This is a genomic window from Embleya sp. NBC_00888 (assembly GCF_045207655.1).
Lineage (GTDB): Bacteria > Actinomycetota > Actinomycetes > Streptomycetales > Streptomycetaceae > Embleya.
The window spans coordinates 7,443,588-7,465,327 of the sequence record NZ_CP108784.1; the positions used below are offsets into that span (position 1 = coordinate 7,443,588).

A 21,740-nucleotide genomic window follows, 5' to 3' on the forward strand; every position below is an offset into this window, starting at 1 on the left:
TCGCCAGGGCTGTGCCTCCGCCGGGCCGCCGTCACTTCACCGTCCGCCCGCCCCGCTATCGCCGCATCACCACCCGCGCGCCACGTGCCGCCGCACGCGCCGCGGCGCGTGTTGGGCTGACGTGGTGTCAACTACGCGCGTCGGCTACGGAGTGCGATCATCCGGTTTCCCGCTCGATCGGGTGCAAATGCGATGAACCGGCCTTCGCGTATATCAAACCCAAAATTTTGGTAATGGTTACCACTCCGCTTGGCAAGGATTCACGCTCCGACCCGACCGCCCCCTCGTCGCACCCGTCGTCGGCACGGCAGCATCTCCGGCGTCGATGTCACTCGTGACAGCTCCGTCACATGGAGGAACACCCACGTGAAGAGACACACTCTCGTCGCGTTCGCAGCCGCCACGACGTTGGTGGGCGGGCTTCTGACCCTCGCCCCACCGGCTTTGGCGGACGACTCGCCCGCAACTTCGGCCGAGTCCGCATCCACCCCCATTGCCTGGAAGAACTGCGGCAGCTCGAACTATCCGACGCTGGAATGCGGTTCACTCCAGGTCCCGATGGACCACAGCAATCCCGGCGGCCGACAGATCACCATCGCGGTGTCGCGGATTCCGCACACCGCCGCGAAGTCGCTCGGCCCACTCCTGGTCAACCCCGGCGGTCCCGGCGCCCCCGGCCGAGGTCTGGCCGGCTACGTCGCGAAGAACCTGCGCCCCGAGGTGGCCGCGCAGTTCGACGTGATCGGTTTCGACCCGCGCGGCTCCGGCGCCAGCGAACCGCACCTGGACTGCGTACCGGGCTTCAACAACCCGGTCCGTCCGGACACCGTCCCGGACAACTTCGGGGACGAACTGACCAACATCAAGCGGGTGTACGACTACGCCCAGGCGTGCGGCGCCAAGTACGGCGACTTCCTCAAGCACATGAACACGCCGGCCTCGGCAGCGGACATGGACTCCATCCGCGCCGCCCTCGGGGCCAAGCAGATCAGCTACTTCGGCTATTCGTACGGGACTTACCTCGGCTCGGTCTACGCCAAGCTGTTCCCGAACCGGGTCAAGCGCCTGGTGCTGGACAGCATCGTCGACCCGAGCAAGGACAGCATCTGGTACGGCAGCCAACTCAGCCAGGACGTCGCCTTCAACAGCAACCTGAAGGCGTTCTTCGGCTGGGTCGCCAAGTACGACGCGAACTACCGCCTGGGCACCGACCCCGCCAAGGTGGAGAGCGCCTGGTACACGATGCGCGAGAAGCTGAGCAAGAACCCGGCCGAGGGCGTCGTCGGCGGCTCGGAGCTCGAGGACGCGTTCGCGCAGGGCGGCTACAACGACTCGACCTGGGCCGAACTGGCCGAGGGCTTCTCGGGTTACGTGGTCGACAACGTCACGGGTCCGCTGCGCACGGCGTACGAGGACCTGGCGGCGCCGAGCCCGGCCAACGACAACGTCAACAGTGGCTACCTGGCCACCCAGTGCCGGGACGCGTCCTGGCCCAAGGACTGGGCGACCTGGCACCGTGACGCGGTCAAGACCTACGCCAAGGCGCCGTTCCTGACCTGGAACAACGTCTGGTTCAACGCGGCTTGCGCGTTCTGGCCGACGTCCGGCCTCAAGCCGGTGAACGTCGCCAACGACAAGCTGCCCAAGACGCTGCTGTTCCAGGCGACCAACGACGCCGCGACCCCGTACGAAGGTGGCGTCACGATGCACCGGCTGCTGCGCGACTCGGCCCTGGTGGTCGAGCAGGGCGGCCGCAACCACGGCATCTCGCTCAGCGGCAGCAGTTGCCTGGACAACTATCTGAACGAGTACCTGGTCACCGGCAAGACCCCGAAGGGCAGGGGTCACGGCCCGGCCGACGCGGTCTGCCAAAAGCTCCCCGACCCGGTGCCGAACCCGGCCGGTGCCGACCTGAAGGCCGCCGCGCCCAAGGCGTCCAAGACCGCCATGTAGATCCACGCAAACGCACCACGAGCACGTACGCAGGGCCCGTCGCCTCGGGACGCTGTTGGTTAATTTGGGCCCTGCGCGTGACGTCGGCCCTCAAGACCCGGTTGTGGTCTTGGGGGCCGACGTTGTCGTAGGGGGAGGGTGTCGATGTCGATGCAGCCGCGGGAGCCGGGGGAGATTCCGGCGGAGACGGTACGGGTGGCGCGGGCGGCGTTCCCGAAGGGGAGTCTGGCGATCCGGGTCCGGGACGAGTTGGGGCCGTTGTTCCGGGACGAGGGGTTCGCCGATCTGTTCCCGGGGCGGCGGGGCAGGCCGGCGTGGTCGCCGGGACGTCTGGCGCTGGTGCTGGTGTTGCAGTTCGTGGAGGGGTTGACCGATCGTCAGGCCGCGGAGGCGGTGCGGGCACGGATCGACTTCAAGTACGCGCTGGGGTTGGAGTTGGGCGATCCGGGGTTCGACTTCTCGGTGCTGTCCGAGTTCCGCGACCGGCTGGTGGAGGCGGACGCGGGACGGCGGGTGTTGGACGGTGTTCTGGCCGCGGCGCGGGAGAAGGGCCTGTTGGCCGGCGGCGGGAAGGCGCGCACCGATTCCACGCATGTGCTGTCCGCCGCACGCGAGTTGGGTTTTCTGGAGTTGGTGTCCGAGACGCTGCGCGCGGCGTTGAACGCGGTCGCCGAGGCCGACCCGGAGTGGTTGCGCCCGGTCGCCGAGCCGGACTGGTTCCGGCACTACGCGACCCGGGCGGAGGAGTCCCGCTTCCCCAGGGCCCGCACCCGGCGGGACGAGGTGGGGGCGCGGATCGGCCGGGACGGGACGCGGCTGCTCGCACTCGTGCTCGCCGCGGACGCGCCGGGCGGTCTGCGTGCCCTGGAGGAGGTGGAGACGCTGCGGCGGGTGTGGGTGCAGCACTTCCACCGGGTGGACGGGCAGGTGGTGCGCCGCGGCCCAAAAGACCGGCCGCCGGGCGCGAAGCGCCTGGTCACCCCCTATGACACCGACGCGCGTGGCAGCGTCAAACGCGACACGATGTGGGACGGCTACAAGGTCCACCTCACCGAGACCTGCGATCCGGACGCGGTGCACCTGGTCACGAACGTGGCCACCACCGAGTCCACCGTCCCCGACAGCGTGTTGGCCGACCGGGTCCACGCCGGCCTCGCCGAGCGGGACCTGCTGCCCGACGAGCACTGGGTCGACGCCGGCTACCCCACCGCCGCGCAGATCGTCGCCGCCCGGCGCGACCACGACGTCGCGCTGCTCGGACCGGTCCGAGCCGATACCAACGCCCAGGCGGACGGCCCGTTCCGGCAGGACTCGTTCACCGTCGACTGGGACGACCAGCGAGCCACCTGCCCGAACGGGGCCACCAACACCGAGTGGCACCAGCGCCGTTCGCAGGCCGGACTGCCGGTCGTTCGGATCCGGTTCCCCACCGCCGTCTGCCGGCACTGCCCCGATCTGCGCGCCTGTGTCAACTCGCCGAGCGCCGAGCGCCGCGAGCTCACCCTGCGCCACCGCGACGAACACGAGGTTCTGCGCACCGCCCGCGCCGAACAGCAGACCGACGCGTGGAAGGACCGCTACAAGATCCGCGCCGGCGTCGAGGGCACCATTTCCCAGGGCGCCGCACGCTGCGGCCTGCGCAGATCCCGCTACCGGGGCCTCGCCAAGACAAGCCTCCAACACCAACTCACCGGCGCCGCGATCAACCTCGCCCGCATCGACGCCCACCTCACCCACACACCGCGAGCCCGGACCCGGACCAGCCACTTCGCACGGCTTCGCCCCGCCGAGCCGAAGCTCGACGGGGCGAATTAACCAACAGCGTCCCTCGGCGGCGGGCCCTCGCGCGTGTCCGGGCCCTCGCGCGTGTCGGGGGGCGATGAGCCCGTCCGATGTGCCCTGAGCCCGTCCTGAGCCGTACACGGCGCGGCAGTTCGTACCCGACGCCGGCCGAGGGTGCCGTGTGCGCGATCTCGTCCTGCCGTAAGGTCTGCTGCCGAGGTTCCGGTGAAGGGGGACGGCGGTGCACCTGACGGGTGTCGGCAAGCGATACGCCCTGCGCGGACCATGGGTGCTGCGCGCGGTGGACCTGCACCTGCCGCGCGGCGGCCTGGTCCGGGTCGAAGGCGCCAACGGCAGCGGTAAGTCCACCCTGCTCCGGGTCCTCGCGGGGGTCTGCGAACCGACCACCGGCAGCGTCACCGAACGCGGCTCGGCCGCCTACGTCCCCGAACGATTCCCGCCCGAACTCCCGCTCACCGCCCTGCGCTACCTCACCCACCTGGGCAGACTGCACGGCCTCACCGGCCGGGAGAGCAGGCGGCGCGCCCAGGAGTGGGCCGAACGCCTGGACTTCGCGGACAAGACCCGCGCACCGCTGCGCGGACTGTCCAAGGGCACGTGTCAAAAGGTCGCCGTGGCACAGGCGTTCATGGCCGAACCCGACCTGCTCGTGCTGGACGAGGCGTGGACCGGACTGGACGGCCGCTCGCGGGACGTCCTGGACGGTTGTGTCGTCGAACGGGTCGAGGCCGGCGCCACGGTGGTCTTCGTGGACCACGACCCGCGCCGGCTGGCCGACGAGGTGACCGACACCTATCGGGTCGAGGCGGGCGCGGTCACCCCGGCGATCTCCGCCGTGAACGCGATCCGCGTGGTGATCGACATCGACAGCGGCCACCGCCCCGAACTCGACCGCCTCCCAGGCGATCCCGACCGCGAGGAGACCCGCCCGGGCGTCCTGCGGCTGCACACCACCACGGCGCACTCCGACGCGCTACTACGCCATCTGCTCACCACCGTGCCCGGGGTCGGCGTGCGCTCGGTCCGCCGGGAAGGAGACGGCGCGTGATCTCCGCCGTGGTGCGTTATCAGGCGGCCCTGGTGCTGCGCTCGTACCGGTGGGTGCCGCCGGTGTTGGTCTACGCCGCGGTGATGGCCATCGGCGCGGCCGGCGGTGATCCGCTGCTCGGCTCGTTCGCGTGGGCGGCCGCCGCGATCATGCCGATCGCGGTGTGGCTCACCCGCGTGTCCGTCACGGTCGAGCCCGCCGCGGCCCGGCAGACCGCGTCGGCGGCGGTCGGACCCGGTCGCTCGCATCTGGCGGCGCTGCTGGTCGCGCTGGTCCTGTCGGGCGTGCTCGCCGCGCTGTGCACCGGCGCGCTGGCCGCCTCCACCGATCGCATCGCCGACCACGCGACGCACGGCGTCGATCGCGGCGAGGCGATCGCCGCGGGAGCGGTGGCCCAACTCGTCACCATCCTGGCCGGCGTGGCGATCGGCGCGCTGACCAACCGCCCGCTGTTGCGCCGCCCGGCGTACGCCGTCCCGCTCGCCGCGCTGGCCACCCTGGCGGCCCTGATCGTCCCGGGCAGCCCGGCGGCGCGCGTCCTCGAGGTGGTCACCGACGCGGCCAGGAACGACAGCGTGGACCTCCCGACCACCCAACTGGCCATCGTGGCAGGCGTGTTCGTCGTCGCGGTCGCCGCGGTCTGTCGGTTGGCGGCCCGCGTCGAACACGACTGACCCACCAGGACGACCGAGCCGGAACACCCCTCGGGCACGGTGCCGGTCGTACACACCGGGGCCGGCTCAGGACGCGCCGAGCCACTTGGCGAGGTAGGCCGGAATCTCCTGGTCTCGGTCCGGGCGGATCGGGCCCCGCGTGGTGGTCAGGGGTACCACGCCGGCGTAGGTCGGCAGGTCGAGGTCGTCGGGGTCCTCGGCCAGGCCGTGGTCGCGGATCTTCGCGGCGACCTGGTCCAACTCCAGGCGGAGCACCGCCGTCTGCGCGTTCTCCTTCGGGGAGGGCTGCCGCACGTCGTCGGCGCGGCCCGGGACCAGGTGGTCGATGATCACCCGGTACGCGTGCAGTTGCTCGTCCGGGTCGGCGACGTAGGTCAGCGGGCCGTGCGCGATCACGCAGCGGTAGTCCATCGAGTGGTGCATCGCCGAGCGGGAGAGCACCACCGAGTCCACGTGGGTGACCGAGACCGCCACCGGGAGGCCCTCGGCGCCGCTCGCGCGCGCGGCCAGTGCGAGTTGCCCGCCGCTGGAGGTGTGCAGGTACAGGCGTTCGCCGTCGCGGCCGAAGGCCAGTGGGATGAGCTGGGGGCGACCGCCGAGGGTGAACGAGACGTGGGCCAGGAAGCCGGCGTCCAGGATCGCGTGCACGGCTTCGACGTCGTAGTGCATCCGGTCGCGGTGCCGATACGGGGTGGTGGCGGCGGTGGCGGGGTACTCGGTCATCGCGAAGATCCTTTGTACTAGTTCAAAGAACTTATTGGAGTAGTACGATAGAGGCGAGGTCGGGGAGGCTGTCAACGGCATAATCCGACGACCCGACGACCCGACGACCCGACGACCCGACGACCCGACGACCGACCTGCCGCCTGACTGCCCGCCCTGCCCGCCCTGACTGCCCGCCCTGCCGACCCGACCACCGACGCCCCGACCACCGACCCCGCCGGGCAGCAGGCACCGAACGTGCCCGGATGCAGGAGAGACATGGCCACCACCGGTCGCACCGCCGCCGACATCGCCGCATCCGTCGAGCGCGACCTGCACGCCCGCGAACTCGGCCCCGGCGACGCGCTACCGCCCGTGCGCACACTCGCGGCCGAGTTGGGCGTCAACGCCAACACCGTCGCCGCCGCGTACCGCACGCTGCGCGAACGCGGCATCGTGGAGACGCACGGCCGGGCCGGTACCCGGATCCGAGCCCGACCGGCCACCATCCGGCGCAACGACCTGGGCCCGGCCATGCCGCCCGGCACCCGCGACCTGTCCACCGGCGAACCCGACCCCGACCTGCTGCCGTCGCCGGCGTTCCCGAACCCGGCCGAATGGCGCACGCTCTACCAACACGGTGCCCTGTACGAACCGTTCGCCGACGCCGCCCGCACGGTGCTGCGCGCGGGCGGCGTCGACACCGCGCACCTGGCCGCGACCTCCGGCGCGCTGGACGGCCTGGAACGCGCGCTCGTCGCGCACCTGCGCCCCGGCGACCTCGTCGCGGTCGAGGACCCGACCTGGGCCAACCTGCTCGACCTGCTGGCCGCGCTGAATCTGACACCGCGGCCGATCCCGGTCGACGACGAGGGCCCCGACCCGGCCGCGACCGAGGCCGCGCTGCGGGCGGGCGCCCGCGCGTTCGTGGTCACCACCCGCGCGCAGAACCCCACCGGCGCCTCGGTGTCGGCCGAACGGGCCGCCGCGCTGCGCCCGATCCTGGCCGCCCACCCGCACGTGGTGCTCCTGGAGGACGACCACGGCAACGACATCTCCGGCCTGGACCTGCACACCCTCACCGGCGTCACCACCCATTGGGCGCACATCCGCTCGGCCGCCAAGGCGTACGGACCGGACCTGCGCTGCGCGGTGGTGACCGGCGACGCGGTGACCATCGACCGGATCGGCGGCCGGCAACGGCTGGGCCCCGGCTGGGTCAGCCACATCCTGCAATTCGCGGTCGCCCACGCGTGGACCGACCCGGACGTGGCCGAGTGCATCCACGTCGCGCGCGAGACCTACCGGCTACGCCGTACCCGACTCATCAAGGCCCTGCGCGCACGCGGTGTCGCCGCGACCGGCCGGACCGGCATCAACGTATGGGTCCCGGCCCCGGACGAGACCACCGCCGTCGCCTCCCTGCTCGCGCGTGGCTGGGCGGTCGCGCCCGGCGCGCGCTACCGGATCGGCTCGCCACCCGGCCTGCGGATCACCGTGGCCACCCTCACCGCCGAGGAGACCGAGCGACTGGCGGACGCGGTGGCCGCCGCGATGCGCGTGGGAGCCGCGCGGCAGACGCGGTGATTCGTCCCGGGATCTCGGGCGGGGGTGGGACGGGTCGTGCCTGGTCGTGCCTCGCCGTGCCGCGTCGCGTCGTGTCGGGGAGAGGCGGCGGAGAGGCGGGGGAGAGAGGCGGGGAGGGGTGGGGGAAGGCGGGGAGAGGCGGCCGGGAGGCGGTGGGGAGGGCGGGGAGGGCGGGGAGGGGCGGCGGAAAGGTGGGGCTAGCCGAACCGTGAGGTCGGGGGGTGTCACCCTCGCCCGCACACCCCCGCCGCGTGGAGCATGAACACACTCCACCGATACGGTCTCGACCGGACCGTGACGAATCCGCCGGTACGGCCCAACCGCCGTGACACTCCACCGTCGTGACCAGTCCACCGCCGCGCCCGATTTGCCCCGAGGACGTCCCCCATGCATCCCTTCCTGAAGGCGCCGTTCACGAGACGAACGTGGGCCGAGACCGGCTACGCGATCCTCACCCTCCCGCTCGCGTTGATCGGCTTCGGCGTGACCTTCGTGTTCACGGCCTTCGGTGTCGCGCTGACCATCACGCTGATCGGTCTGCCGATCCTGGCCCTGACGGTGATGGGGGCGCGGGCGTGGGGCGGACTGCACCGTGGGTTGGCGCGCGCCATGCTCGGGGTCGAGACGCCGCCACTGCGCAAGTTCCGGCCCAAGCGCGGCCCGCTCGGACTGCTCGGCTCCTCGCTGGGCAACGCGGAGGGCTGGCGGGCGATCGCGTATCACGTGATCAAGTTCCCGCTGGGCGTCGTCATGGCCATCGTGACCGGAGCGTTCTGGAGCTACGGGCTGATCATGGTGGTCTATCCGCTGCTCGTGGCGGTGTTCGACCCGACCGTCACCGACTCGCACGGCGTCGTGCGCCACTCGGGGATGCAGATGGGCGACGTGTACTTCGACACCTGGCCGCTCAAACTGGCGGCGTCCGCGTCCGGAATCCTGCTCGTCCTGCTCGCGCCGTGGGCCGTACGCGCCGTCGTATACCTGGACCGGCTGCTCATCCCGGCCCTACTCGGGCCGACCAAGTCCGCGCAGCGGGTGGCCGATCTGGAGGAGACCCGGGCGATCGCCGTCGACGACTCGGCCGCGACGCTGCGCCGGATCGAACGCGACCTGCACGACGGCGCGCAGGCCCGGCTCGTCGCGCTCGCGATGAACCTCAGCATGGCCAAGGAGAAGCTGGACGCGGAGGACGTCGAGCGCCCGATGGACGTGGACCGCGCCCGCACCCTCGTGGACAGCGCGCTCGGCAACGCCCGCGAGGCGATCGTGGAACTGCGCGACCTGGCCCGGGGCATCCATCCACCGGTCCTGGACCAGGGCTTGGACGCCGCGCTGGCCACCCTGGCGGCGTGCAGTGCGGTCCCGGTCGAGGTGCACACCGACATCGACGTACGCCCGCCCGCCACGATCGAGACCATCGCGTACTTCTGCGCCGCCGAACTGCTCACCAACGTCGCGCACCACTCGGGCGCGACCTCGGCGGCCGTCGACGTACTCGTCCGGGACGGCCGGTTGCGGCTGTCGGTCACCGACAACGGGCGCGGCGGTGCGAACGCGGGCAAGGGCAGCGGTCTTACCGGTCTGGTCGAGCGGGTGCGCACGGTGGACGGCGTACTGCGCATCGTCAGCCCGTTGGGTGGGCCGACCGAGGTGACGGTGGAACTGCCGATCCGGGGGTGAGGGTCGAGATGCGGGCGCGGTGTGGGCCGGGTACGGGCCGGGGGTAGGGGCAGAGGGGCCTAATCCGAGATGATCTGGCCTAAGATGATCTGGTTCGAGATGGTTGGTCCCGAGAGGATCGATGCTCAGAGGATCAGGCCCGAGACGATTGGGTCCGAGATGCGGTCGGATCATGGGACGATCGAGCCCATGCGCATCGTCATTGCCGAAGACGCCGCGATCCTGCGGGACGGCCTGGTTCAACTGCTTCTCGACCGCGACCACGAGGTCGCGGCCGCCGTCGCGGACGCCGACGCGCTGCGCGCGGCGGTGGCCGAACACAAGCCGGACGTCTGTGTGGTCGACATCCGGATGCCCCCGACGCACACGGACGAGGGTCTGCGCGCCGCGATCGACATCCGCCGGGACTACCCCGGCATCGGAGTGTTGGTCTTCTCGCAGTACATCGAGACCCGGTACGCGGCACAACTGCTCGGCGGCAACGCGGCGGGCGTCGGCTACCTGCTCAAGGAACGCGTGGTGGACACGCGGGACTTCACCGACGCGCTGGAGCGAGTCGCGGCCGGCGGCACCGCGTTGGACCCCGAGGTGGTCACCCAACTGTTCGGCGCGGGACTGCGCAGCGGCGGGTTGAGCACCCTCACCCCGCGCGAGCACGAGGTGCTCGGGCTGATGGCCGAGGGCCGGACGAACGCGGCGATCGCGAAGAAGCTGGTGGTCACCGAGCGGGCGGTGGAGAAGCACGTCGGCAACATCTTCACCAAGCTCGATCTGCCGCCCTCGGACACCGACCACCGGCGGGTGATGGCGGTGTTGCGCTTCCTCGAACTCTGAGACGTGGGAGCGGTCGAGGCGGGTTCGCGGTGCGGCCTTGCGGGGCGGGTTCACGCTGTGGTCGTGGCGCGGCTTCGTGGTGGGGCGGCCGCCGGGTCGGTGCGGGAGCGCGGGTGGTGGCCCGGCTTCACGATGGCTGACCGTGGGCGCGTGAGGCGGGTCCGGTCCGTGGCGAGGCGTGCGGGTACGGCGCTGCCGATTGCGGGTGGGCAGCGGTGGGCCGGTGCTTGGTGTGGCCGGCGCCCGGTGGCCGGTGGGATGTGGGACCGGTGTGGGATGTTCGGATCGCCCCCTCCGTGATCCGTGCGCCCCACACCGGTCCTCGGGGCCGACCACGGCTTCGGCCCCCGGAGCGGCTCGGTTCAGGGTTGCAGTGGCTTCTCGACGTCCACGCACGCGTGCCGGATCGTGTTCCGAGCGCCGACGACAGTCGACGTGAACGGCGATCCCGGTGCGGTCGGTCCGGGAGCGGCCGCCGGGGCGATCGTGCCCAACTCGTGGGTGCCCGGGTCGCTTTCGTCGGCGCCGCACGCGGTCAGCGCGATGATCGCCGACACCACCGCCGCCAGGACGCCCGCCGCCGCTCCGGGCAGCGCGAGTCCGCGACTCACCCGATCGGTCTCTCCGGTCGGGCGGCACGCCACGCCCGGCGCACCGTCGAAGGGCTGCTCCGCCGCCGCCACTCCGGCGACGGATACCCAGGCGTGGCCCGGTCGTTCCCGAGGCGGGTCGCCACCTCCGGCCGGATGTGCCGCTCGTCCGTCGCGCTCCGCCGTCGGATGCGCGCCATGTGACCCGTGCCGCTACGGTCGCCGTCGAATCGAGTCGGCGCCTCGGCCTGCCGCGGGTCCCGCCGCGACAGCCGTGGGCACGGGGCGGGCGCCCGGTGGCCGCCGCCACCGGGCGTTCCCGCATACGCCAGGGGTGCGGCAAGCCGTACCCCCTCGGGCACCGGGTCGGTGAGGTCCGCGCCCCCCATGCGGTCGGACACACGCATGCACGGCCTCCCCCCAAAACGCCGGGCCCGCCCCACCCCGGGCGGGCACGGCGTACCGGGAGGCTAGGGACGATCCTTGTGGGTTTCCTGTGAATGGGCGGCCCGGGAAGGGATTTTCCCGACGGGTCGGGGCGCCGCGCGGGATTTCGGTACGTCGGCGCGCGCCGAGGGCACCGGTGCGGCCCGGGCGGGCGTACTCGGCGATTCCTGGGCCCGGACGCCCAGCCACGCGCGCTCGCGCGCCGCCAGGGGATCCGCGCGCAGCGGCAGCACCACCTCGATCCGAGTGCCGCGCCCGGACGGTGGCACGCCCACGGTGACCCGACCGCCGTGCAGCGCGACCTGTTGGGCCACCAGGGTCAGGCCCAGCCCGGCGCCGGGACTGTTCGGCCCGCGATGGAAGCGCTCGAAGACCACCTCGCGCAACTCCGGCGCGATCCCGGGCCCGTCGTCGTCCACGCACACCACGCCGCAATCCAGCCCGGGCAGCACCTTGACCAGCACCCGATTCGCGCCGTGCACCAGCGCGTTGCCGACCAAGTTGTCCACGAGCAGCCGCAACCCCGCCGCGAGCCCGTACACGACCACCTCGTGCGGCGCCTCGACCCGTACCGCGGCCCGCACTTCGATGCCCGGACGGCGGGCGGGCGCGGCCCGGACCGCCGCGTGCGCCACCTCGGCCAACTCCACCGGGGCGAACGCCGCCGCGTCCACCAGGTCGCCCTGGGCGAGCGCGCGCAGCGCGGTCAGTACCGCCAACACCCGTTCGTGGCCGATCCGCAGGTCCGCGACCACGTCCTCGCGCTCGGTCGAGGCCAGGTCCGGATAGGTGGCCAGCACGTCCAGATCGGTGCGCATCCCGGTGAGCGGGCCGCGCAGTTCGTGGTCGACGGTGGCGGCGAACGAACGTGCGGTCTCCAACGCCTCGCGAGTGCGCGCGGTCTGCGCCGCGTACCGGCCCAGCACGTCGTCGAGTGTGCGGCCGAGTTCGTCCACCTCGACCACGCCGGAGGGTACGTGCACCGCGTCGTGCGCGCCGCCGTCCGGATCCAGCCGGGCGGCCCGGCGGCGCAACACGCGCAGCGACCGGGTGGCCGCGGTACCGGCGACCAGACCGGCCAGTGCGGACAGCGGCACCGCGAACGCCGTCACCACGTACACCCGCCGACGCAACAGCGCCGCCTGCGCGGCCGGTTCGCCCGAAGGCACGAACACGTAGAGCGCGCCGGTCGGCAGCGGCCGGGTCACCATCCGCCACGAACGCCGGCCCGTGTGCACGGTCACCGGGTACGGCGCGTGCGTGGGCAGCATCGTTCCGTCCGGCGGTTGGGGGCCCATCCGCAGTGGTCCGTCCGGGGTGTCCACCCGCACGCCGACGTCCAGGGCCATCCCGAGCATCCGGTACTGCCGCGTGCGGATCGCCTGTTGCCGGTCGTCCAGATCGGTGCGGACCAACGCCCTTGCCGGCGCCGTCAGTCGCTCGGCCCGCTCCTGCAACTGCCGGTCCTGGCGCTGGGTCAGATCGTGCCGGGCCCAACCCACCACGAGCGTGCCCGCGCCGAGTACGAGCAGCGGGACCAGGACGGCGACCGACAGCGCGACCCGCGTGGAGAGCTTCATCCGGGACCACCCGAGATCCGCAGCACGAAGCCGATCCCGCGCACGGTGTGCAGTACGCGGGGGCGCCCGCCCGCCTCCAACTTGCGGCGCAGGTAGCAGACGAAAGTGTCGACCACGTCGGTGCGCACGTCGAAGTCGTAGCCCCAGACCCGGTCCAGCAACTGATCCCGGGTCAACACCAGCCCCGGATTGCGGGCGAACACCTCCAGCAGGGCGAACTCGCGACGGGTCAGATCCAGTCCGACGCCGTGGCAGGTCGCGATGTGCGCGGCCACGTCCACCGCGACCGGGCCGACCCGCAGCAGCGGCTCGCCGGGCCCCACGCTTGGTCGTCGGCGCAGTAACGCCCTTAATCGAAGGTCGAGTTCGCGCAGATCGAAGGGCTTCACCAGGTAGTCGTCGGCGCCGCTCTCCAGGCCCGCGATGCGGTCCGCGGTCTCGTCGCGAGCGGACAACATCAGGACCGGCGTCTCGGTACCTCGTGCGCGCAGCGTGGCGCACACGTCGATGCCGCTGACGCCGGGCATCGCCACGTCCAGGACCACGACCTGCGGGGCCGGGGCGGGTGCGATGGGCGTCATCGGCTCGGCGGGCGCGATCAGTTCGAGGGCGCGGGTGCCGTCGGCGGCGAGGGTGACGTGGTAGCCGGCCAGGCGCAGGCCGCGCTCCAGGGCACGCCGGATTGAGGGATCGTCGTCCACGACCAGCACGTGCGGGGGGCGGTCGGTCTCCGGTTCCGCGGTCACCGGATCGCGGCCTCCGGTTCCGGGGCGGGCGGGCGCGGTATCCGTAACCGGCTCGACTTCCCTGTGGTGCCCATGTCGTCGGCTCGACCCATGTCGTCCCCCGGATGGCTGCTGCCGATGTCGCGAAGTCGCCGACGTGCGTGCGTGTCGCCGTCGGCGTTGTCGGTGCACAACCTATGGCGGGAGGTGGTGTGTTGTACGCGGAATGACGGCTCGTCAGGGGCTGGGTGGGAGCGGGTCGGCGGGGGTGGTGGGCTTGTGGGGGCTACCGTCGGGGTCCGTGTTCGAATCCGTGTCCGTGTCCTCATCCGGGTCCGCGTCTTCTGGGTTCGCCTTCGCGTCCGCCTTCGCCTTCGCCTTCGCGTCCGCGGTCGTGTCCGTGTTTGTGTTTGCATCCGTGTCGAGCGGGTCGCCGGTCGGCAGCTTCGCGGACAGCCAGCGGAACCAGTTCGTGCGGTTGATCGGGATCTGTGGGTTGCGCAGCAGCCACAACACGTGCCCGGCCTGGTCCCGGGTCCAGGGCTCGCCGGAGTCGCACGCCTTCGCCAGCCGGGCGCGCAGGTCATCGCCGTCCACCGCACGGGCGATCCGCGAGTACTCGCGGTCCTTGCACCGGTGCCGGCGATACACCACGAGCTCGACGAGGTCCACCAGGCGGGCCCGGACCTCGTCGTGGTGCCCGGGCACGGCGAGCAGCCGGATCAGCCGCTGCTTGGTGCTCCACACCTTGGCGTGCCGGGTCCACTCGATCGGGTAATGGGCCTCCCACTCCAGATAGATCAGCGCGTACGGCAGTCCGCCCCAATCGGGTACGTCGGCCGGCGCGAGCTGCTCGGTGAGCAGGGCCGCGGCGGGCGTACGCAGCCACGCGGCACGGAAGCGTTGCCAGGCCGCCTCCTCGGCGGAGACCGAGCGCGGCACGCGCAACACGATCGTGTCGTACGCCTCGCGCGCTTCGCGTGTGTCCCGGCTCACCCGCAGATACCGGTCCAGGGCGCGCCGATGCGCGATCTCGTCGTCCGACACGAGCGCGCGCATCCAGCCCAGCCGGGTGTCCCAGTCCTCGATCGCGCCGCGTTCCATCACGCCGACGATCTACCCAGGAGTTCCCCGAACAAGTCCGCCATCCCCCGGCCCACCCACCGAATCCCCCCATCGAAGCCACCCATGGCTGCATGGTGACCATTCGGTGGCTGTATGTAGTCTCACCGCCATCGCGTAGACCCCCGACGAGCCCAGCACGCACGCCACACCCCGCGCTGCGCCAAGGCCTCGCGCCACAGGCACCCCCTGCCTTGCGCGACCGGGCGTTTCGGCCGGATTGGGCACCACCCGGCGAACGCCCGGTCGGCCGTGTGGCCAGGCCGGGTCCCCGCGCGGAGGCGTGGTGGCCAGGCCGGGCCACCACGCCGAGATACGGGCGCTGGATCGCGGCCCGGCCGAGCGCGCCACGCCGACGCCACCGCCGCGCAAGCGTCGCGTGGCCACCCGATGTGGCCCGGGTGTCGGGACGCCCGGGCACTCGATCGACGCGGCCTGTGGTCCGGGAGAGCAGTGGGACGGGGCGCGATGGCGTGTGCAGCCTGGGAGGGATTGTCGGCGATCGCCGATGAGGTGCGCCCTTCGGCGGCCGAGCGCGTCGCGTGATCGCCCCCGCCGTCAGTGGCGGGCGGGATCGGCGCGGGAGGGTGGTTGGCGGGGCGCGACGTGATGATCCCGATGCGGTGTCCGGGTTGCGTGGTTGGCCGGTTCGGGTCGTCGAAATCCCGACGGGATCGGCTCGGGCGGGCGATCGGTGCGGCGCGTGGTTCGGTGCGACTGTCGGCCTGGGGTGGGGCGCGGGTTTCTGGTTGGTCGGGCGGCGTCGGCCGGTGGCGCTGCCGTCCGTGCGTTGCACGGTTGTCCGATGTGGCTGGGGCGTCGTTGGCCGCCGGGGTGGGCGTGGGGGGTGATCGGCGCGGGTGCGTGGGCGCGAGCGTGCGGTTGGGCGTGATGAGCACGTCGTCTCGCCGATCGGGTGCGCTGCTCGGTGGCCGGGTGCGTCGCGTGCTCGTTCCGGTCGGCGGGAATGGACGGACCGGCGCGGTAGGGGAGTCGGCGGGGCGTGATGCCGGTTGCGCTGCCGTGTGGGTTGCGCGGTTGGCCGGTCTGCCGGGGTGTAGCCGGCTGCTGGGATGGGTGTGGATGTGTAGGGCCGGTCGGGCGTGATGCGTTGAGGTCGTTGCCGTGTTCAGCCTGATGGAGGTGTCGGCGATCGCCGGTTGGGTGCGCTCGCCGGTGGCTGGGGGCGTTGCGTGGCCGTTCCGGTCGTCGGGGGCGGGAGCCGGCGCGGGACGGAATCGGCGGGGCGCGATGTGCCGATGCCGTGAGTGGTGCGGTGCTCGGGTGGGGTTCAGGCGGTGCCGGCGGCTAGTTGGGGGGTTCGGGTGATGCGGCCGGTCAGGGCCAGGGTGGGGAGTTGGGGGTGGGTGGGGCGTGGGGGGAGGGCGGCGAGGCCGGAGCGGTTGGGGCCGGCGGTGGCGAGTTCGGCGCGGATGCGTACCTCCATCAGGGCGCCGGCCGGGGCGGCCAGCGCCTTGGCGAGGAGTTCGCAGGCGGCTTCGGTGCGGCCCTCGGCGCGTTCGACGACCGCGAGTGCGTACAGGGCGTAGGCGCCGACCGGGGTGAGGCCCTTGGTGCCGGTCAGGCGCAGGGCCTGCCAGGCGCCGTCGCGGGCTTCGGCGATCCGGCCCTGGGTGGTCGCGGCCATCGAGAGCGCGGCCAGGAACCAGGCGGCCAGCGTGCCCTGTCCCGTGGCGCGGGCCAGGCGCAGACCCTCGGCGGCGTGCGTCTCGGCCTCGACGGCCCGTCCGGACAGCGCGCCGGCGACCGCGAGTGGCATCAGGGCCGCGGCGAGGGCTCCTCGGGCGCCGTGTGTGCGAAGCACCGCGGCCTCGTCGAGCAGGACGTCGTACGCGGCCTGGTCGGTCGCCGCCGCGTGCACCGCCAGCGGGGTGACCTCCCACAGCGCGATGCCCAGGCCGTACAGCCGGGCCCGGGTGGCCGGCGCCACCATCGCGGGCGAGACGCCGTCGGCGCCCAGTGCGGCCACGACGGTGCGCAGCGGGTCGTCGGCGGCCAGGGGGAGAGCGGCCAGGGCGGTGCGGGCCTGGGTGGTACGGGCGCGGTCGCCGGCCTCCCACGCGGCGCCGGTCGCGGCGAGCAGGAGCGCGGCGCGGCCGTGGGCGGCATCCAAGAGCAGTGCTCCCGCTTCGGAGCGGTGCCCTTCCGCGTGCCGTAGGGCGGCGCGGAGGCGGATCGCGGTCCCGGAGGAGTGGGCCGAGGTGCCTTCGTCGGCGACGCCGTCCAGGTCGGCGGCGTCGGCGGTGTCGAGCAGGGTGCGGGCGCGGGTCGGGAAGCCGGCCTCCCACGCGGCGTACGCGGCGGCGACGTAGCGGCGGCGGGCCGCCGGGCGGTCGGCGGTGAGCCGGGCGGCCTGCTCCCAGGTCGCGGCGGCGGCGCCCGCGCCGAGTTCGCGGCGGGTGCGGCCGGCCCCGGCCTCGAGCGCGGCGGCGAGTTCGGCGTCGGGCCCGGTGGCGAGCGCGGCCAGGTGCCACGGTCGCCGGTAGGCGAGAGCACCGCTCGCGGCGTAGACCAGTGCTCCGTGAAGCGAGCGGCGCTCCGCGGAGGTGAGCGAGCGGCGTACCTCCTCGCGAGCCGACGCGTCCCGGAACCGCACCCGGTGTTCGGCGGTGTCGACGAGACCGGCCCGCAACACCGCGAGCCGGGCACCACGACCGATGCCGACCCGGCGTCCGGCGACGGCCAACTGGTCCAGGTCGGCGGCAGGTTCGAGTGCGGCCAACGCGAGCAGCCGGCGAGCGTCCTCCGGCAACGCCGCGAACGGTACGTCCCCACCCGCGACGGCGGCACCCGTACCCGTCCGGCGTTCACCCGACGCGGCGGCGCCCCGCCCGCCGGCTCGACCGGTGGCCCCGGCCGACGCACCGGTCACCGCGCGATCCTCGCCCCGCCCGACGCCCGACGAGTGAGCGGTCCGCTCGGCCTCGCCACGCCGGTCCGCGCCCGTCGCCTCCGCGCCGGGCCCTTCACCCCACAGAACATCCGTCCCGGCGGTCCGCCCATACGCCCTCGCGCGCCGACCTTCCTCGGCCACGGGCTCGGAGGCCACCCGCGCGCCGGCCCGGCTCTCTCGCGCGTCGGCGTTCCGGAAGTCCTCGGCCGCCGGTTGATCCGCGACACCCGACCTGCGGTCACCGAAGTCGCCGGCGTGTTCCGGCCGCTCATCCGACCCGAAGCCTGTGCTGCGTCCGCGAACACCGGCAGCGCCCGATGTCTCGGTCCGCTCGCCGGCACGGTGGAATTCGGTTGCCGAGCCCGTCTCGGAGGCGGCGTGTCGGGGGTCGTCCGCCGCGATGTCGAAGACTCCCGGGCGACCGGTGTCGTCGTGGGCTCCGGCCATCCGGTCCGGGCGAGCCGATGCCGAGGTGGTGGTGCCCCGGGAGCGTCCCGGTCCGACGTCGAAGGCGTCCGCGTGCGCTGATGCGCGCTCAGTGGCCGCCGTTTCGTCAAGGTTGTCGAACTCACGTTCGTCGCACGCATATTCGGGCTTCGTGTGGTCGCCGGCAGCCGGTGTGCATCGCGCGTAGCTCACACCCGCGTCGGCATCGCCGAGACCCGCCCGCGCCGACCACGCGTCACGCTCGGCCGCCGACGCCGGGTACGCCTCGCGGACGAACTCGCCGATGCCTTCGCCGACTCCCACATCTCGCCCGGTCCGCGCCGCCGGCCCGTGCGCGGCGGGCGCGCCGAAGCTCTCGTCGGCCTGGGCCCCGGCCCCCGCGCCTGGCCCGGTTCGTGCCACCGGCTCGTGCGCGGCGGGCGCGCCGAAGCTCACGTCGGTGTGGGCGCTTTCGACGCGCTCGTGCCCGTGCCCGTGCGCGCGGCCCGTCGCGGTGGACGGCGGGTCGGATTCGTGACGGCCCGCCTCGGCCGAGGAGGTGCGGTTTTGGCCCCGGACGGCCTTCGTTGTGCCGGCGTGCGTGGCGGGCGTACCGAAGTCGCCGCCGACGTGGGCGACTCGGGCAGCGTCCTGGGCCGACGTGTCGAACCGGGCGGCCTCCGCCGCGGCCCGGTTCGTGGCGTCGGGCCGGAGGTCGCCATGACGACCCCGCCCGTTCGTGGTCGAGTCGGCGTCGGCCGTGGTGTTCGACGACAGGTCGATGGAGGAACCGGCGGCTTGCGCCGCCGCGCCGTCTTCGAACACGCCCGCCGAGGCCGGCCGCTCGGTCCGGTGCGCCACGGATGCGTCGCCGTGGACCGACACATTCGCCGCCACCACGCTCGCTTCGTCGTCGACCGACGCGACGGCAACAGCCGCAGCCGGAGCCGCAGCCACATCCGCGGGTTCCGCCCCCGCAGCCCCGGCCACCCTGCCCGCGCCGCCCACACCACCCGTGCCCGCCAAGCCCGTTCCGGCCTCCGACGCCGAAGTCCCCCCGTCCGCGGACGCGTCGACGCGTTCCCGTGTCGCGCGCAGGACCGCGATCGGGAGGCCCTCGGCGCGGCCCGCGATGTAGGAGACGACCGCCGCCGAGGCCGCGTCGAGCCAGTGGGCGTCGTCCACGAGGACCAGGACCGGCTGTTCCCGGGCGGCGATCACGACGAGGGAGCAGGCCGCCGCGGCGACCACGCCTCGGTCCGCCGCGCCGGGGGCCAGGCCGAGCGCGATGCGCAGCGCCTGGGCCCGGGTGTGCGGCAGGCGGCCGATCCGGGGGTGCAGCGTCGCGAGCAGTTGGCGCAGCGCCGTGTAGGGGAGCGCACCGCCTCCGCGCGGGCCGGCCGTCCGCAGGACGGTCATGCCCTTCGCCTCCCACACCGCCTCCGCCAGGAGCGTCGTCTTGCCCGCCCCCGCGGCCCCACGCAGCACGACCGCTCCGCCGTCACCGGCGCACGTGCGTTGCAGCAGTGCCGTGACGGCGGCCAGTTCGTCGTTCCTTCCGTGCAGCACGGAAACTCTCCTCGCATCTCGCTCACACCCCCGTGGTGTGGCCGGCGGCCCCGCCGGATCCGGCCGGACCGCCGCACTATGAGCCTGAGCTTGCCCGTTCCCGGTCAACACATGTTCAACATTCACTCAACGTGTGAAGTCCGGACCAAGTAATTACGGACATGTGACACCGACATCGCGTCGACATCACGCCGGCATCCGGCTGAATATCCGTCAGTCTTTCGGTTGAAGCTTCGTGACTCCAACGCTCCAAAGCTCCGAAGGCCGGTAGCCCCGTGGGTCCGTAGGTCCGTGGATCCGTCCGAAAGTCCGTCAGTCCTTGTACTCCGGTCGCCGCTTGTCCTTGCGGGCCCGAATGGCCTCCTCGAAGTTCTCCGTCGTCAGTCGCACATACAACTGGGCGTGCCCCTCGTGGTCCATGTGCGAGTGCATGCTGCCGGCCTCCATGCCGGACCACAGCAACCGTTTGGTCACTTCCACCCCCACTCGACTGAACCCGATGATCCGCTCGGCGAGTTCGTACGCGTTGTCGAGCAACTTCTCGCCCGACACCACGCGCGACACCAGTCCGATCCGCTCGGCCTCGGTCGCGTCCACGTCCCGCCCGGACAACATGATCTCGAATGCCCGAGACGACCCGATCGCCCGGGGGAGCAAATAGCTGATTCCGAGCTCGCTCGCGGTGAGCCCGTTGTTGATGCCGGCGGCCCGGAAGTACGCCGTGTCGGCGGCGATTCGGATGTCGGTGGCGGTGGCGAGGCAGAAGCCGCCGCCGATCGCCGGGCCGTTGATCGCGCCGATCACCGGTTGGTGCATCCGGCGCAGCCCCAGGATCACGTCGTCCAGGATCTCCATCGATCGGCGGGCGATGCTGGTTCGGGTCAGGCCCTTGATGCCGGGGATCCGACCGGAATTCTCCAGATCCGCACCGGAGCAGAATCCACTCCCGGCACCTGTCAATATGACGACACGCGTATCGTTGTCCGCGCTCACGGCTTCCAGAGCCTCGCGAAAGGGGACCATGACGTCGAAGGCCATGGCGTTCATGCGGTCCGGACGATTGAGGGTGATGAGCGTGACATGGGGGCGGGGTTTGTCGACGAGTACGAAGGACATGGGGGCGTCATCCTCGGCATGATTGAGGGGCGAAGGGCTTCGAGTCGCACGGTGTCGGACCGGGCGACCGGGGGACCGAAGAACGCGAATCCGGTCCCGGCACCGAGAATCGGGACGAATCGCCCAATGGTCGGTCGGGCGACCGGCCGCGCGCCGGCCGACGGGGAACGTTCGGTGCCGCGTCGGTGGTTCGGGGCGCGTGCCTGGTCCGCGGCGCGCACTTGGTTCGGGACCCGCACGTGGTTCGGGACACGCAAGCCATTCTTGACCAAGTCAACGAAACCGCTCAAGGTCGCCCCGGAACTCTTCGACGCCTTCGCGGGCGACTACGACCGCTATGCGGGACTGTGCGACCCCCTCGGCGAGTGGCTCGCCGACCTCGAACTGACCGGCGACCGAGCGCTGGACGCGGGGTGCGGCTCCGGCCGCCACGCGCTCGCCCTGGCCGGCTCCTACATCGAGGTGCTGGCCGCGGACGTGAGCGCGCCGCTGATCGAGGTCGCGCGGGTACGACGCCCGCACGAGCGGGTGCGCTACGAGGTCGCCTCGCTCACCGACGTACACGACGCCAAGGGCTTCGACCTGGTGCTGAGCATGGGCACGCTGCACCACCTCCCGGACCTGGGCGCGGCCTTGGCACACCTGAAGTCGCTGGTCCGACCCGGCGGCGAGATCGTGCTGGTCGACAACGTGGCCACCGTGCCCGCCGCGACGCGCCGGCAGTACATCGTGTGCGCCGCCCGTGAACTGGGTCGTGACGTGCGCCGGCTGCGGATCCGGGACGCGTGGTGGCTGTACCGCTTCCGTACCGGCGCGGCGTGGCTGGACCACCTGATGTCCGACCACTATCTGACCCGCGCGCAGTACCGGGCCCGCTACGCCGAGGTCTTCCCGGACGCCGAATTCGTGGACCTGTCCTTCGCCACCGCGATGCGCTGGCGTCGCGCCGACGGCCTGCCGGTCGGGTAGG

At 72.5% G+C, this 21,740-nt stretch carries 15 protein-coding genes; 8 read left to right on the forward strand and 7 right to left on the reverse strand.

Annotated features, from left to right (window positions below; all coding sequences use genetic code 11):
* Positions 1-558: 558 nt before the first annotated feature.
* The 4 genes from OG948_RS31735 (at position 559) to OG948_RS31750 (ending at position 5,478) form a co-directional block, all read left to right on the forward strand.
* Positions 559-1,953, forward strand: a complete 1,395-nt coding sequence (locus tag OG948_RS31735; protein ID WP_406300380.1) for an alpha/beta hydrolase — start codon at positions 559-561, stop codon at positions 1,951-1,953.
* A gap of 144 nt (positions 1,954-2,097) precedes the next feature.
* A complete protein-coding gene (locus tag OG948_RS31740) occupies positions 2,098-3,768 on the forward strand; it encodes an IS1182 family transposase (protein WP_331773102.1) in 1,671 nt (556 codons plus the stop codon).
* A 208-nt stretch (positions 3,769-3,976) separates the two neighbouring features.
* Positions 3,977-4,804, forward strand: a complete 828-nt coding sequence (locus OG948_RS31745; RefSeq protein ID WP_406299740.1) for an ATP-binding cassette domain-containing protein — start codon at positions 3,977-3,979, stop codon at positions 4,802-4,804.
* Positions 4,801-5,478, forward strand: a complete 678-nt coding sequence (locus OG948_RS31750; protein ID WP_406299741.1) for an ABC transporter — start codon at positions 4,801-4,803, stop codon at positions 5,476-5,478. The genes OG948_RS31745 and OG948_RS31750 overlap by 4 nt, the downstream gene beginning before the upstream one ends.
* A 66-nt stretch (positions 5,479-5,544) precedes the next feature.
* Here the strand turns inward: OG948_RS31750 and OG948_RS31755 are convergent, their stop codons facing one another.
* A complete protein-coding gene (locus tag OG948_RS31755; protein ID WP_406299742.1) occupies positions 5,545-6,201 on the reverse strand; it encodes a pyridoxamine 5'-phosphate oxidase family protein in 657 nt (218 codons plus the stop codon).
* Positions 6,202-6,459: 258 nt separating this feature from the next.
* Here OG948_RS31755 and OG948_RS31760 point away from each other — a divergent pair, with 258 nt between their 5' ends.
* From OG948_RS31760 to OG948_RS31770, 3 genes are all read left to right on the forward strand, one after another.
* Positions 6,460-7,767, forward strand: coding sequence for an aminotransferase class I/II-fold pyridoxal phosphate-dependent enzyme (locus OG948_RS31760; protein ID WP_406299743.1), 1,308 nt, complete (start codon positions 6,460-6,462; stop codon positions 7,765-7,767).
* A 387-nt stretch (positions 7,768-8,154) separates the two neighbouring features.
* Complete coding sequence (locus OG948_RS31765) at positions 8,155-9,447, forward strand: sensor histidine kinase (protein WP_406299744.1); 1,293 nt, start codon at positions 8,155-8,157, stop codon at positions 9,445-9,447.
* A gap of 189 nt (positions 9,448-9,636) precedes the next feature.
* Positions 9,637-10,281, forward strand: coding sequence for a response regulator (locus OG948_RS31770; RefSeq protein WP_395865441.1), 645 nt, complete (start codon positions 9,637-9,639; stop codon positions 10,279-10,281).
* Between the two features lie 362 nt (positions 10,282-10,643).
* Here the strand turns inward: OG948_RS31770 and OG948_RS31775 are convergent, their stop codons facing one another.
* The 6 genes from OG948_RS31775 to OG948_RS31800 form a co-directional block, all read right to left on the reverse strand.
* Positions 10,644-10,892, reverse strand: a complete 249-nt coding sequence (locus OG948_RS31775; protein WP_406299745.1) for a hypothetical protein — start codon at positions 10,890-10,892, stop codon at positions 10,644-10,646.
* A 449-nt stretch (positions 10,893-11,341) separates the two neighbouring features.
* On the reverse strand, positions 11,342-12,898 hold the full coding sequence (locus tag OG948_RS31780; protein WP_406299746.1) for a sensor histidine kinase: 1,557 nt from the start codon (positions 12,896-12,898) through the stop codon (positions 11,342-11,344).
* Complete coding sequence (locus OG948_RS31785; RefSeq protein ID WP_406299747.1) at positions 12,895-13,644, reverse strand: response regulator transcription factor; 750 nt, start codon at positions 13,642-13,644, stop codon at positions 12,895-12,897. Before OG948_RS31785 ends, OG948_RS31780 begins: the two co-directional genes overlap by 4 nt.
* Positions 13,645-13,860: 216 nt before the next feature.
* The gene (locus OG948_RS31790; RefSeq protein WP_406299748.1) at positions 13,861-14,727 is read right to left on the reverse strand and encodes a hypothetical protein; all 867 of its coding nucleotides are present in this window, start codon (positions 14,725-14,727) and stop codon (positions 13,861-13,863) included.
* A 1,309-nt stretch (positions 14,728-16,036) separates the two neighbouring features.
* The gene (locus tag OG948_RS31795) at positions 16,037-19,654 is read right to left on the reverse strand and encodes an AAA family ATPase (protein WP_406299749.1); all 3,618 of its coding nucleotides are present in this window, start codon (positions 19,652-19,654) and stop codon (positions 16,037-16,039) included.
* 312 nt (positions 19,655-19,966) lie between these two features.
* Entirely contained in the window at positions 19,967-20,770 is an 804-nt protein-coding gene (locus OG948_RS31800; protein ID WP_406299750.1) for an enoyl-CoA hydratase, read from the reverse strand.
* Between the two features lie 264 nt (positions 20,771-21,034).
* On the opposite strand from OG948_RS31800, the gene OG948_RS31805 reads away from it, so the two are divergent.
* Positions 21,035-21,739 (forward strand): methyltransferase domain-containing protein, encoded by a 705-nt coding sequence (locus OG948_RS31805; protein WP_406299751.1) that lies wholly within the window; start codon positions 21,035-21,037, stop codon positions 21,737-21,739.
* Position 21,740 lies beyond the last annotated feature (1 nt).

What these genes read in the sequence shown, in the direction of transcription:
- OG948_RS31735 (WP_406300380.1), top strand. Translation starts at nt 559, where the DNA reads ATGGACCACAGCAATCCCGGCGGCCGACAGATCACCATCGCGGTGTCG.
- OG948_RS31740 (WP_331773102.1), top strand. Translation starts at nt 2,098, where the DNA reads ATGTCGATGCAGCCGCGGGAGCCGGGGGAGATTCCGGCGGAGACGGTA.
- OG948_RS31755 (WP_406299742.1), bottom strand. Translation starts at nt 6,201, where the DNA reads ATGACCGAGTACCCCGCCACCGCCGCCACCACCCCGTATCGGCACCGC.
- OG948_RS31760 (WP_406299743.1), top strand. Translation starts at nt 6,460, where the DNA reads ATGGCCACCACCGGTCGCACCGCCGCCGACATCGCCGCATCCGTCGAG.
- OG948_RS31765 (WP_406299744.1), top strand. Translation starts at nt 8,155, where the DNA reads ATGCATCCCTTCCTGAAGGCGCCGTTCACGAGACGAACGTGGGCCGAG.
- OG948_RS31770 (WP_395865441.1), top strand. Translation starts at nt 9,637, where the DNA reads ATGCGCATCGTCATTGCCGAAGACGCCGCGATCCTGCGGGACGGCCTG.
- OG948_RS31780 (WP_406299746.1), bottom strand. Translation starts at nt 12,898, where the DNA reads ATGAAGCTCTCCACGCGGGTCGCGCTGTCGGTCGCCGTCCTGGTCCCG.
- OG948_RS31790 (WP_406299748.1), bottom strand. Translation starts at nt 14,727, where the DNA reads ATGGAACGCGGCGCGATCGAGGACTGGGACACCCGGCTGGGCTGGATG.
- OG948_RS31800 (WP_406299750.1), bottom strand. Translation starts at nt 20,770, where the DNA reads ATGTCCTTCGTACTCGTCGACAAACCCCGCCCCCATGTCACGCTCATC.